Annotated in this window: 9 protein-coding genes; 6 read left to right on the plus strand and 3 right to left on the minus strand. The window is 39.4% G+C overall.

Translation table 11 applies throughout. The features are described from left to right. Nucleotides 1–10 precede the first annotated feature (10 nt). Nucleotides 11–1,177 carry an IS256 family transposase gene (locus AFK25_RS03900; RefSeq protein ID WP_035065138.1) on the minus strand — a complete coding sequence of 389 codons (1,167 nt, stop codon included), beginning with the start codon at nt 1,175–1,177 and terminating at the stop codon, nt 11–13. 265 nt (nt 1,178–1,442) lie between these two features. Then, complete coding sequence (gene tnpC, locus AFK25_RS03905; RefSeq protein WP_049720840.1) at nt 1,443–2,891, minus strand: IS66 family transposase; 1,449 nt, start codon at nt 2,889–2,891, stop codon at nt 1,443–1,445. Nucleotides 2,892–3,497: 606 nt separating this feature from the next. On the opposite strand from tnpC, the gene AFK25_RS03910 reads away from it, so the two are divergent. The 4 genes from AFK25_RS03910 to AFK25_RS03925 are packed head-to-tail and all read left to right on the plus strand — an operon-like array spanning nt 3,498 to nt 10,184. Then, nucleotides 3,498–4,982, plus strand: coding sequence for a type I restriction-modification system subunit M (locus AFK25_RS03910; RefSeq protein WP_035067778.1), 1,485 nt, complete (start codon nt 3,498–3,500; stop codon nt 4,980–4,982). Further along, a complete protein-coding gene (locus AFK25_RS03915) occupies nt 4,972–6,204 on the plus strand; it encodes a restriction endonuclease subunit S (RefSeq protein WP_049720863.1) in 1,233 nt (410 codons plus the stop codon). The genes AFK25_RS03910 and AFK25_RS03915 overlap by 11 nt, the downstream gene beginning before the upstream one ends. Next, nucleotides 6,201–9,155: a type I restriction endonuclease subunit R gene (locus AFK25_RS03920; protein WP_035067776.1), complete on the plus strand. Its 2,955-nt coding sequence runs from the start codon at nt 6,201–6,203 to the stop codon at nt 9,153–9,155. The genes AFK25_RS03915 and AFK25_RS03920 overlap by 4 nt, the downstream gene beginning before the upstream one ends. 48 nt (nt 9,156–9,203) lie before the next feature. Further along, the gene (locus tag AFK25_RS03925; RefSeq protein ID WP_035067785.1) at nt 9,204–10,184 is read left to right on the plus strand and encodes a restriction endonuclease; all 981 of its coding nucleotides are present in this window, start codon (nt 9,204–9,206) and stop codon (nt 10,182–10,184) included. A 47-nt stretch (nt 10,185–10,231) separates the two neighbouring features. Here the strand turns inward: AFK25_RS03925 and AFK25_RS03930 are convergent, their stop codons facing one another. Beyond that, nucleotides 10,232–10,960 (minus strand): M48 family metallopeptidase, encoded by a 729-nt coding sequence (locus tag AFK25_RS03930; RefSeq protein WP_035067774.1) that lies wholly within the window; start codon nt 10,958–10,960, stop codon nt 10,232–10,234. 471 nt (nt 10,961–11,431) lie between these two features. Here AFK25_RS03930 and merR point away from each other — a divergent pair, with 471 nt between their 5' ends. Continuing rightward, nucleotides 11,432–11,830 carry a mercury resistance transcriptional regulator MerR gene (gene merR, locus AFK25_RS03940; RefSeq protein WP_035067772.1) on the plus strand — a complete coding sequence of 133 codons (399 nt, stop codon included), beginning with the start codon at nt 11,432–11,434 and terminating at the stop codon, nt 11,828–11,830. A gap of 349 nt (nt 11,831–12,179) precedes the next feature. Next, nucleotides 12,180–13,829, plus strand: coding sequence for a mercury(II) reductase (merA, locus tag AFK25_RS03945; protein WP_035067781.1), 1,650 nt, complete (start codon nt 12,180–12,182; stop codon nt 13,827–13,829).

The following is a 13,829-nucleotide window of genomic DNA, read 5'->3' on the forward strand; positions in this document are numbered from 1 at the left end:
CATTATTTGGTTAATTGTAACGTTCTTCAAACATTCGTTGAAGGGCTTCATGAGCTTCGGAAAATCCTCGTAACTTTCGTCCTGCCCATTTCTCATTAAAATCTTGGATGGTCAAATACACGACTTTTTCAGCTGCTTCTAAACTACTCAAACTGTTCATCGGCTTGAGACGTTTCCGAATCTCCTTGATCGTTCGTTCAATGGCATTCGTCGTATAAATCACACTTCGAATACTGCTTGGATCATCCATAAATGTAAGGAGGACATCCAACTCATTGGCCCAAGATTGAACTTCCCTCGGATACTTGCTTGACCATTTCAACTCAAACTGTTGAAACATCTGGAACGCCATCTCCTTATTCGGTGCACGATAAATCAGTTTGAGATCCTCTGCCACTTCCAATTGATCTTTTTTCCGAACACGATTTAAGGTATTACGTACTTTGTGAACGACACAACGCTGTACATCGGCTTTCGGATAAACTGCCTTAAAGGCTTCCTCCAACCCCGGTAGTCCATCGAATACGCCCAGAAGCACTTCCTTGACACCTCTTTTGTAGAGCTGTTGGAGAATCTCCCGCCATCCATAGGCGCTTTCTTGTCCTCCCACGAAGAAATCCAGAATTTCTCGATACCCTTCTTCATTTACTCCTAACACCACATAAATGACTTCTTTCTCTACCGTATCGCGGCGAAGTTTCACATACAAACCGTCCAAATATAAGACGGAATAACGCTTGTGTAGTGGACGGTTGCGCCATTTTTCGATGTCTTCCTTTACGACATCGGTAATATGGCTGATCGTCGTAGGAGAATAGGTACTTCCTAGAATTCGTTCGATAAACTTGCCAATTTCCCGTGTACTCATGCCACTTTGATACATCTTGATGATGGCTTCCTCCAGCCAGCCAGTGTGGCGTTGATAAGGGGCAAACAACTGCGTTTGAAATTCTCCGTTTCGGTCTCTTGGCACCAAAAGCCCTTCAATTCGGCCATATTGTGTATCTAGATTTCGTTGATAGTAGCCGTTTCCCATATTGGATGTGTCCGCCTGTTCGATTTCGAGGAAATGTTTGATTTCTTCCCGCATAATCAACTCTAATTTTTCTTTCACAAACTGACGAATGGCATTTTCCAGTTGATTTGCCCAGTCGATATTCGATATACTTTTAGACATAGGTAGGGTTCTCCTTTCTCTGGAATGTGTTTTTGTCCAAATCAGAGAATACCCTACCTTTTTTTCTTTTGGTCTAGTAAAATGCTTTACACAAAATTTTATACATCATCGATTTTCCCTTATTGTGTTATTACGATCCTTAATATCTTCTAGACTTTTTACAATAGAATCAGTCAAGAATATTACTCGCTTGTAACTATTCACCCCAGTGCTAGTGTATAAAAAAGCCCAGCACAAATAGGGCATTTCGGTCATAGAAAATGCCCTAGGTAGCGGAAAGAACTCGATCGATCGTTTCGCCTGCCAACAGAAGACACAACGAGTCCCACACGTTTTTTTCGTGTTTCGTAAGTGTGGAAACGATGCTTCTTGCGATGCAAAACGACTGCGCGAACGTTTCGTCACGAAATGTACCCGAGATGTTCTCTTTGACTTTGACCATGCGAAGATCTCGCTCGGCTTGGTTATTGTCAAAGGGAACATGCACTTCACATAAGAAACGCAGCGCTTCTTCCTTTCGTTTTTGAAGCCGTCGAATAAAAGCGAGTGCTTTTTTCGGAAAAGGTGTCATCGTTTCCAATCGGTGCTGTGCTTTCGCTAGGATACGATCATACACTCGTTCCCATCGTTTCGCTTCTTCTTCGGAAAGTGCACCGTGATGCGCTTCGACTGCCTGTTTGGCGGCTAACAGAAACGTGGTCATGCGCGATGCCCATGTATGGCCTTGTTCGATGAAGCCTTTTAGCTCACGTAAATGATGGGCATGGCAAAGAGCATGTGTGGCTTTCGTGTATCTCGGATACGTACCGAATGCATCATGCATCATCGTCCCTTTGTATTGTGGAAGAATCCCGATCTCATCCGTTGCTTTCTTTCCACGAGAAGCGTGAAAAGCCAAGTACGTATATGTCGACGTACATGCGACATGCACCCATGCGAGTTTACCATTGATGCGCAAACTCGTTTCATCGACATGCAAGATGTTAGAGTTAAGTAAGGCGTCTTCGATCATGTCCATATTGGATTCCAGCGCTTCGCGTCCTCGTTTCACCATATTGGCAAGGGTTCCTGTACTAACCGAGTGTTGATATAACGCTTCGATTGTATCACTTAAACGCTTGTAAGGGATCAATTGGATATGATGCAAATAAACAACGAGCGCAGTAAGACGTGGACCGTATTGCACATGATTCGTGACATGTGGTGGAAACTCCGCTTGTTGCACGCATCGACAATGCGGACATGATTTCACTTCACGCTCATGTTGTGTCACTTCAATCGACACGGGAGGCAGATCAAACACTTGACGGACATCGACTTTGAACGGTTTGACGTCACGCAAAGAAGCCCCACATCCTTGACACGTATGTACGCGATGGACGACACGATGATGTGGATGTTCCACTTGACGGAGCGTCGTCCCCTCATGTCCCTCTTGCCCACCAGGCTTTTTGCCAGACGGCTCGCGGGAGGAACGCTTTTTCTCAAAACGGTCAGAAGATGGGGGCAAATGGCTATTGGAGCTGTTTTTTTTCGTGCGTGCTTCCAGCTCTTGAACGCGATGCTTGAGTTGTTCATTTTCTTTGCGTAGCTGTTTGTTTTCTTGACGCAAATGTTCATTTTCTTGAATGAGTTGATGAATGAGCTGTTTTTGTTGTTGGACTTTGCCGATTAAGCCCTCAACTGTAAATACAGCTTGTTGTACCGTCAACATGTGATTCACCTCCTTGTCTATCAATATTCACATCATAGACAGGAAAAGCAAAAAATATTCAGCTCACTTTATGATGTGGCTGAATAGTTACACTCGCTCTGTTTGTTCGCGGATAACCTCTTTTTCATCTTCTATCTGTTTGATCATATAGTTCACTAATGTCTCCATAATTCCATCACTCATCATTAGCGCCCTCTTTCAATTTTAATATTGTCAGAAAGCCTGTCACATCAACCTTTAGAGGACTTTTTGTTGGTGCCATAAGTGGTGCCGAATTTGGTGCCATTCGATCAATTCGGTATAACCTAACTAATCTTCAAATTGGTGAAACCTTGATATATCAACGTTTTTTAAATGTTAAAGGTCTTATCTTTTCAAAATAAAATTATAAAAATTGCTTATTTCGCTTTGACAGGGTGGAGGTCGCTGGTTCGAGCCCAGTCGGAATCATCGGAAAAACCGAGTTCTGTAAAAGAGCTCGGGTTTTTTTTGTTTTGGGGGTATTGCTGTAGTCTTAACAGGGGATGACTGAAAAAATGATAGCTAGAATTTGGGAATTTTGCTATAGTGAAAATGTAGGAAACAACAATTGATGGAGGCAACAGTATGAGCAAGTTAACGCTACAAGAACTTGAATCTCATTTATGGGAATCAGCGAATATATTGCGTGGCAGTATTGACTCTTCTGACTACAAAAACTATATTTTCGGAATGCTGTTTTTAAAACGATTAAACGATGTGTTTGTCGAAACCGCTGAGCGGATTGAAAAAGAAGAAGGCGAAGATTACGGTTGGTATGATCGCGATGAACATCAATTTTTCGTACCTGAGAAAGCACGTTGGAGTTATATTCAATCCCACTCCCAAGACGTGGGGGCGGTTATTAATAAAGCTTTTGAACTATTGGAAGATGAGAACCCTTCTCTACAAGGGGTATTAGCGAATATTGATTTTAACGACAAAGAAAAATTGTCCGATAAAACCATTCTTCAATTAGTACAACACTTCTCACAAATTGATTTACGTAATGAAAACTTATCAGAACCTGACATCCTTGGTCGTGCTTATGAGTACCTTATCAAACAATTTGCAGACGATGCGGGTAAAAAAGGCGGCGAGTTCTATACGCCAAGCCAAGTCGTTAAATTAATTGTCAAACTGATTAAGCCTGAAGAAGGCATGCGTGTATGCGATCCAACCGCAGGGTCTGGTGGAATGCTCATTCAATCGGTTGACTATATAAAAGAAAAAGGCGGCAATCCACGCAACATTACATTGCACGGACAAGAGAAAAACTTAAATACATGGGCGATTTGTAAAATGAACTTGTTGCTTCATGGCTTAAGCGACCATGAAATAAAAAAAGGCGATACGATTCGTGAACCGAAACTATTAGACGAAAACGGCGAGCTTCTATTATATGATCGTGTCATTGCCAATCCACCGTTTAGCTTGAAAAACTGGGGACGTGAGGAAGCAGAAGCAGACGCATTTAACCGTTTCCGCTTTGGTTTACCGCCAAAAAATGCAGGAGACTATGCGTTTATTCAACATATGATTGCCACACTTAATGATGAAGGAAAAGCGGGAGTTGTTATGCCACACGGCGTTCTTTTCCGCGGCGGAGCGGAAGGGAAAATTCGTCAAGGTATCTTAGAAGAAGACTTAATTGAAGCCATTATCGGTTTGCCAGCGAACCTATTCTATGGAACAGGTATTCCAGCATGCATCCTTATCATCAATAAAAACAAAGAAGAGCATAAAAAAGGAAAAGTTCTTTTCATTGACGCATCTAACGACTACCAAGAAGGCAAAAACCAAAACGTTCTTCGTGATGAGGATATTCAAAAAATCATCAGCACATACGATGCGTGGAAAGATGTCGACAAATATAGCCGCGTCGTGACACTAGAGGAAATTAAAGAAAATGACTATAACTTAAACATCGCCCGCTATATTGACACAATCGAAGAAGAAGAGGAAATTGATGTCGCAGAAGCACTTCGCAAACTCCGTCAACTTGAACAAGAACGGGATGAAATTGAAAAGGTGATGTATGGGTATTTGAAGGAGTTGGGGTATGGTGAGTGAATGGAAAAATGCTTTTCTATCAGAAGTTGCAGAGATAACAATGGGACAATCACCTGCATCATCCGATTGTAATGAATACGGTGAGGGATTACCTTTTTATCAAGGGAATGCAGAGTTTGGATATATGTATCCTATTCCAAAGCGTTATTGTGTGAAACCAAAGAAGGTGGCAGAAGCAGGTGATATTTTAATTAGTGTGCGTGCTCCTGTTGGTGATGTAAATATAGCTCAGGAAATGTCTGCAATAGGGAGAGGATTAAGTGCCATTCGCCCTACAAATGTAGAAAAAATGTTTCTTTTTTATTTTCTTCAACACTTTAAGCCTAAATGGGCAACTTTACAACAAGGAAGCACCTTTGAAGCCATTAATAAGAATGATCTATCGAACTTGGAGATTCCTACTCCTCCCTTAAGGGAACAACGCAAAATCGCAGCCATTCTCTCATCTGTCGATGAAGCGATCGAGAAAACCGAAGCCATCATCGAGCAAACGGAGAAAGTGAAAAAGGGGCTTATGCAACAGTTGCTCACAAAAGGAATTGGACATACGAAGTTTAAAAAGACGGAGATTGGGGAGATACCTGAAGCTTGGGCTGTAGAGGAGTTATCGAACCTTACTTTAAAAATTCAAGATGGAAATTACGGTAACGACTATCCTAAAGAAAATGAATTTTTAAGTCAGGGGGTACCATTTCTAACTTCCGCTGCAATCGGAAACACTAACTCGATTGACCACAAGAAAGTAAAGTATATTTCATTCGAAAAGCATGAATTATTAAGAAAAGCCCATATAAAAACTAAAGATATTTTATTTACCAATCGGGGGGCTAATGTAGGTGCTGTTGCTATAGTTAGTGAAAGATATAATAATGCTAACATTGGTCCACAATTAACATTAATTAGGTCAAACCCAGATCGTGTCCACTATGTTTATCTATATTACTACTTTCAAACAAGTTATATAAAAAAAGAAATTAGGAAACACGACTCTGGTAGTGCAATGAATTTCTTTAGCATAGGAACAACAAAAAAGTTTAAGATAGTCGTTCCTCCTTTAGAAGAGCAACTGAAAATTAGCGAAGTTCTTCAGACGATTGATAAAAAGATAATTATGGAGAAGAGAAAATTAAGTGAATTACAAGATATTAAAGCAGGATTAATGCAAGTCCTTCTCACAGGCAAAGTACGTGTCAAAGTTGATAATGAGGTGATGTCACAATGACCACTTCAAGTGAATGGAATGAGTTAAACCTCGTAGAAAAACGTTTAATCAATCAGCTTCAAGAGCTGGGCTATGAGCATGTCACAGGCTTAGCTCTTGAGTCTGAACGGGATTCGTTGAGTGAGGTAATTTTAAAAGAACGTTTAAAGAAAGCAATTCAACGTTTGAATCCATGGATTGATGAGAACAACCTTGCTCGCATTATTTACAATCTAACTCATATCGAAGCAACAGGCCTCATGCAAGCGAATGAAAAGTTTCATGAGATGCTTGTTAACTATATTTCGATTCAACAAGATTTAGGAAAAGGGAAAAAGAATCAAACGGTTAAATTGATTGATTTTGATAACCCTTATAACAACGAATTTCTTGTTGTTGATCAATTCCGCATTCAAGATGCAAGAGGCACGATTCGTCCTGATGTTGTGATTTTTGTGAATGGATTGCCTTTAGTCGTGGTCGAATGTAAAAGCCCAACGTTGCAGGAAGATACGCAAATTTCAAAAGCAGTCAATCAATTGCGCCGCTATCAGGAAACTCATGAGCAACTTTTCTACTATAACCAGTTTATGATTGCGACAAGCAATTATCGAGCGAAAGCAGGGACGATTGGTGCGAAAGTGCAACATTTCAGCGAGTGGAAAGATCCGTATCCAAGAACGGTTCCTGAACTTGGCGACTCTCCAACAAAACAAGACATTTTAGTCGCAGGGATGTTAGCGAAAGAAAACTTGCTTGATTTGATCCAAAACTTCATCGTTTTTGAAGTTGATGGCGGGCGGGTGATTAAAAAGATTGCCCGTTATCAACAATTCCGTGCCGTAAATAAAGCGATTCATCGCATTTTACATGCAAAAACACCGAAAGACCGCGGCGGGGTCATTTGGCATACACAAGGTTCAGGCAAATCATTGACGATGTTATATTTAGCCGTCAAACTGCGACGAATCAAAGAGTTGCACAACCCAACGATTGTCGTTGTCACCGACCGTAAAGACTTGGATGACCAAATTACAAAAACATTCCGTAAATGCGGTTTCCCTAATCCGCAGCAAGCGGAAAGTGTCAAAGACTTGAAAAGGTTGTTACAACAAGGTCCTGGTTCCACGATTATGACGCTTGTGCAAAAGTTCCAACCAGATAAGGATCAAGACGAATATCCAGAACTTTCAAGGTCGGAAAATATTTTCGTATTAGTCGACGAGTCACACCGTACGCAATACAAAGGTCTAGCGATGAACATGCGTAAAGGCTTACCGAATGCATGCTATATCGGTTTTACAGGAACGCCAATCGATAAAGAAGATAAAAGTACAACAAGAACGTTTGGCTCGTATATTGACAAATATACGATTGAACAAGCGGTCGATGATGGAGCAACCGTTCCGATTTTCTACGAAGCTCGTATGGTCGACCTTCATTTACAAGGCGAGTCACTAGATCGCTTATTTGACCGTAAATTTAGCGACTATAGCGAAGAAGACCGTGAGCGAATAAAAAAGAAATACGCCAATGAAGAAGCCATCTTAGCCGTGCCGAGTCGTATTGGAAAAATTGCTTTAGATATTGTGGAACACTTTGAAAATTATATCCTGCCAAACGGCTTTAAAGCGCAAGTGGTGGCGGTGAACCGTGAAGCAGCAGCCATCTATAAACAAAAGCTCGATGAACTCATTAATGGAAAATATGAAACAGCGTTAATTATTTCAACAGGGCCTGAAGACAAAAATAATGAACTGTTAAAAGATTACTCCTTATCTCGTGAGGAAGAAAAACAATTAATTGAACGATTCAAAAAGCCGTTTGAAGAAGACAAACTAGCGATTTTAATTGTTTGTGATAAACTTCTAACAGGCTTTGACGCTCCAATCGAACAAGTCATGTACTTGGATAAACCGTTAAAAGAGCATAACCTTCTTCAGGCAATCGCTCGTACAAACCGTACGTATGAAGGAAAAACGTATGGGCTTATTGTTGATTACTTTGGGGTATCGAAATTTTTGGAAAAAGCGTTAGCGATTTTCTCTAAACAAGACATTCAAGGAGCGCTGTTGCCGATTGAAAGCGAATTGCCAAAGTTAAAACAAGCCCACCGAAAAGCGATGAGCTTTTTTGACTATATTAACCGAAGCGATGCCGATGCGTGCGTTCAAGTATTAGAGCCTGAAGATGTGCGGCACGAGTTTGAAAAAGCGTTCAAAGAGTTTTCCAAACGAATGGATATGATTTTACCGAACCCTGAAGCTTCTCCATATGTAGAAGACTTAAAGTTTTTAGGTAAAGTGCGGCAAATGGCAAAAACGTTATATCGTGATGAACAAATGGATATTTCCGAGTGTGGCGAGAAGGTCAAACAATTAATTGCAGAGCATCTATATGCAGAGTCTGTCGAAGTCATCCATGAACCAATTGATATTTTGTCCAGTAAGTTTGATGAGCGGTTGGAAAAAGCCCCTTCAAAAGAAGCACAAGCGGCGGAAATGGAACATGCGATTCGTCATGAGATTAAAGTGAAGCTGGAAGAAAACCCTGTATACTACACGTCGTTAAGAGAAAAACTTGAACAATTAATCGAAGCAAGACGGAAAAAAATGATGGATATCGCTGAATTGGTAGAAAAGCTACGCAGCATGGTCAACGATATGCGAAACGTCAACCAACAAGCACAAAATCTTGGCTTTACGCGAGAGCAATATCCGTTCTATCAACTGTTCCAACAGATTCTTCCAGATGAAGAGCATAAAGATACAATCGATGCGTTGACGCATCTTGTTACAGACATGATTGCCGAGGAAAGTCAAGTCATTGATTGGGTCAACAAAGAAGATGTAAAACGAGAAATGCGGAAGAAAATTAAAAAGCAGTTGCGGGCAAGTGTTATCCCTAAAGATCAGATAGAAAACATCACACAACAGATTATGTCATTAGCGATGGTTCATTATAAAAAGTAAAAAGGGGAGTATTGTTACTCTCCAATTTTTTTATAAAGGGTGGTAATTATAATGAAATGGTGGATGGTACGTGCGGGAGATCAAAATGAACTCATTCCATTTTGGAAACAAAAAGGAGTTGCTTCGATAGGGTGGGCGGAATTTGGAGACCCAAAAAACTATTCGACTAGGGAAGCTTTGATTGAGAAAGCGCATAAGATTTATGAAGAAGAAAAACCTGCTACACGAATTACTTGGGCAAGTCAAGTATGGAGATTTAGCCGTGAAATTAAAGTAGGAGATAGAATCATTACATATGCTAAAGACAAACGTGAATACTTAATAGGGACAGTTACTAAAGAACATGAATATAATGAAACAATTGTAAGTGAATATTATCCAAATGTAATCCATATAAAATGGGAAAAGAAACAAATTCCACGTGACCAATTATCACAAGGTGCAAAAAATTCCCTTGGCTCTACTCTTACGGTTTTTCGTGTAGATGACTGGGGAGAGGAATTAGAAAGATTATTAGCTGGTGAAGAACCTGTAGTGAGTGAACCAGAAGACAATGAAGAGGAAGTTATTAAAGAAGACTTTGTTCAAAAAGCATTGACGATGATTCAAGATAAAGTTGATAAATTAGATCCATGGCAAATGCAAGAGCTAGTCGCTGGATTGTTGCAAGCTATGGGCTATAATGTGAAAGTAAGTAAAAAAGGACCTGACGGGGGAGTCGATATTTTAGCCCATAAAGATGCGTTTGGTTTTGAAAAGCCGATTATTAAGGTGCAGGTAAAGCATCGAAAATCAGCTTCGTCGGGTCCTGAGGTTCAACAATTGTTAGGAGCTCATCCAATTGATGCGAATAGTTTATTTGTATCAACTGGAGGATTTACAACAGCCGCTGAAAATATAGGAAAACAGCATAACGTCAAGCTCATTGATTTAGAAGAGTTAGTAAATTTAATTGTCCAATGGTACGATAGAATGCCGAACGAAACGAGATCGTTGTTGCCGCTGCAAAAAATATATATTCCAGAATAAAAAACTACAAAAGAGCCATTACTTCACAGTAAGGCTCTTTTCTATTTCTATAAAGTCAAGGTTGGACCGTTTACACGCAACCATTCTTTTCTTTGTTCATAGTCCGACATCACAGATTTAACAAAATGCCAAAAATCATTGGAGTGGTTTGGATATTTCAAATGTGCCAATTCATGTACTAATAAATAATCGATAATCGGCATTGGTGCCATCATAATTCTCCAGTTTAAATATATGGCTCCTTCGTTTGTACATGTTCCCCAGCGCATTTTTTGTTCTTTTAATTTAATTTTAGTAGGGGTTACTCCCATTTTAGGGCAATAAATTTTTAAACGTTCTTGTAGTTTCATTTCTCCGTACAGAATATACCAATCTTTGAACGCCTGTTGAAAAAATGAGATTCTTTCTTCTTCTGTTAAATGCGGTGGCACCGTGGCAATAAATTTCCCTTGTTTAAACATAAGAACCGGCTTTGTAACTTCCTCGCTTTTATATACTTTTAATCGATAATTGCGCCCTAAATAAGCAAATTTCTCTCCGCTTACAAACTCTTTTGGAGCAGGGCAATCAGAAATTTGATTTAACGCCTGCCATTTATCAATAATCCATGGAGCTTTTTTATAAAGGATAGAATGTAAAAGTGTAGGCTCTATCCCCTCAGGAGCTACGACCTTTACTCCCTCCAACCATTCAACCGATATCGTCACATCCCGCTTTTCCGGCTTATACTCTACTGCATAATCTATTGTTGTCTTGCCATATTGAAAGCTAGGCATAGAAATACTGACTCCTTCGTTCCTTTAATTGTCTTTCATTTTATCTTTGGGAAAGCAAAAGGTCAATCGGTAAACGATGAATTTGAAAAATGGTAACTATTCAGCCACATGATCAAGTGGGTTGAATTTAAAGAAACACGGCAAAGAAGGAGTTTGTCTTTATTCTGCAAACCACAGATCGGTTGGAGATTATTAATGGTATTCGGGTAGCGATGGATGAGAAAGTGGCTTCTATCATCGAGAGAGTTACACTTGATGTGGAAGAAACGGGAAAAGGCGTTCAATTCGTCTTATTAGGCTTAAATCAATGTTGTTAAAAAGTTGAATTGCTAATAGACCAAAGTAATGAGGACAAAAAAGTTGTTTAAACATAAATTAACGAAAGTAGATTTTAATAAGCTATAAAAACTTCGAAATTCATTTGACCCTGTACTATGGTACAGGGTTTATACTTTATCTAGGGGTGATAAGATGAAATATCGTATTGGTGAACTGGCTGACAAATGTAACGTTAATAAAGAAACCATTAGATATTACGAGAGAAAAGGCTTAATCAAAGAAACTTCACGAACAGATTCAGGGTATCGAATGTACTCGGAAGAGACTGTGAAGCGCATTGGTTTTATTAAACGTATGCAGGAACTAGGGTTTTCTCTAAGTGAAATTCATAAATTACTTGGTGTTGTTGATAAGGATGAGGTTCGATGTGCGGATATGTATAGCTTTGTTTCTCAAAAAATAGGTGAGGTTCAACAACGAATTAAAGATTTAAAGCGTATCGAAAATATGTTGAATAAATTAAAAGAAAGCTGTCCGAATGAAGAGCAACTACATGAATGTCCAATTATTGAATCTCTGATTGATGATTAAAGAAATGAGATATCAATGAAAAATAAGACATTTATAGTGATCGGAACACTTGTTACATTATTACGACTTGTAGTAACGAAAATAATGTAGAAACTACAGCGAATGGAAATAATACTAAAAGTGCTACCTTTACCATTACTGAAATGGATTGTTCAAGTTGTCCTGTGTTGTCAAAAGTGCTCTTGAACGTGTAGAAGGTGTAAAAACAGTGGAAGTAACCATTACAGAAGGTTCCCAAGGAACAGCTAAAGTTGTGTTTGATGCTTCAAAAACAGATGTAAAAACTTAAAAAAATACCGTCTTAGAATTAGGATATGGTGTTAAACAATAGGAGGTGTTTCATTTGTCAATTCGTAAATATCGTTTACAAGTGGAAGGTATGACATGTACTGGGTGTGAAAGGCACGTTGAAACAGCTCTAAACAGCATAGGAGCTAAAAATGTAGATGTAAATTTTCGCCGTGGAGAAGCTGTTTTCGAATTGCCAGAACATATAGGTATCGAGAAAGCCAAAGAAGCTGTGAATAAGGTTAATTATAAGGCAGGTGAAGCTGAAGTTATTCATCAACAAAAAAGCTCCGTTGTTGGTGATGATGAAGGTGATTATGATTATGACTTTATTGTCATTGGTTCTGGGGGAGGAGCTTTTTCTGCTGCTATTAAAGCAGTGGAATATGGGGCAAAAGTGGCGATGATTGAGCGTGGTACCATCGGTGGGACTTGTGTAAACATTGGATGTGTTCCATCAAAAACACTGCTACGTTTTGGAGAAATCAATCATTTAGCAAAAAACAATCCATTCCTTGGTTTAAATACTTCAGCTGGTTCGGTAGATTTGAAAAAACTAATGGAACAAAAAGATGAACTGGTGAGAGAATTACGTCAGCAAAAGTATGTTGATTTAATTGATGAATATGGGTTTGAACTAATACAGGGAGAAGCAAAATTTGTCAATGAAAAAACAATAGAAGTAAACGGGAATAAAATAACAGCTAAACGCTTTTTAATCGCAACAGGAGCTTCCCCATTGATTCCTAATATTCCGGGATTAAAAGATGTTGACTACTTAACAAGTACTTCTTTGTTAGAGCTTAAAGAACTGCCAAAAAGTCTTGCTGTTATTGGTTCAGGATACATCGGATTGGAGTTAGGTCAGCTCTTTCACCATTTAGGAGTGGAAGTAACGTTAATGCAGCGTAGCCAAAGAATTCTTAAAGAATATGATCCTGAAATTTCAGAATCTGTAGAAAAAGCATTAACAGAACAAGGCATTCATGTTATTACCGGTGCTACATTTGAGCGTGTAGAACAGAATGGAGATATGAAACAAATTCATGTTACTGTTCATGGTGAAAAGAAAATCATTGAAGCTGAGCAGCTACTTGTAGCTACGGGGCGCAAGCCAAATACGGAAGCACTAAATCTTCAAGCTGCAAACGTAGAAGTGGGTTCTCGCGGTGAAGTTAAAGTTGATGACTATTTACGAACCTCCAATCCTAGAATTTATGCTGCCGGAGATGTAACAATGGGACCGCAATTTGTTTATGTTGCTGCATACCAAGGTGGAATTGCTGCCGATAATGCAATCGGTGGCTTGGAGAGAAAAGTAAATCTTGATACTGTTCCGGCTGTTATATTTACTAGTCCATCGATTGCTACGGTAGGATTAACTGAGGAGCAAGCTAAAGAAAGAGGATACGAGGTGAGAACTTCTGTTTTACCACTTGATGCAGTTCCAAGAGCGCTTGTGAATCGCGAAACGACAGGTGTATTTAAACTTGTTGCTGATGCAAAAACATTAAAAGTGCTAGGTGTTCATATTGTTGCCGAAAATGCTGGTGATGTGATTTATGCAGCCACATTAGCTGTAAAATTTGGTCTAACGGTGGAAGATTTGCGGGAATGCCTTGCACCATATTTAACGATGGCAGAGGGATTGAAATTGGTTGCCTTAACATTTGATAAAGATGTTAAAAAATTATCTTGTTGTGCTAGTTAA

It is taken from the genome of Anoxybacillus gonensis (genome assembly GCF_001187595.1).
Lineage (GTDB): Bacteria > Bacillota > Bacilli > Bacillales > Anoxybacillaceae > Anoxybacillus > Anoxybacillus gonensis.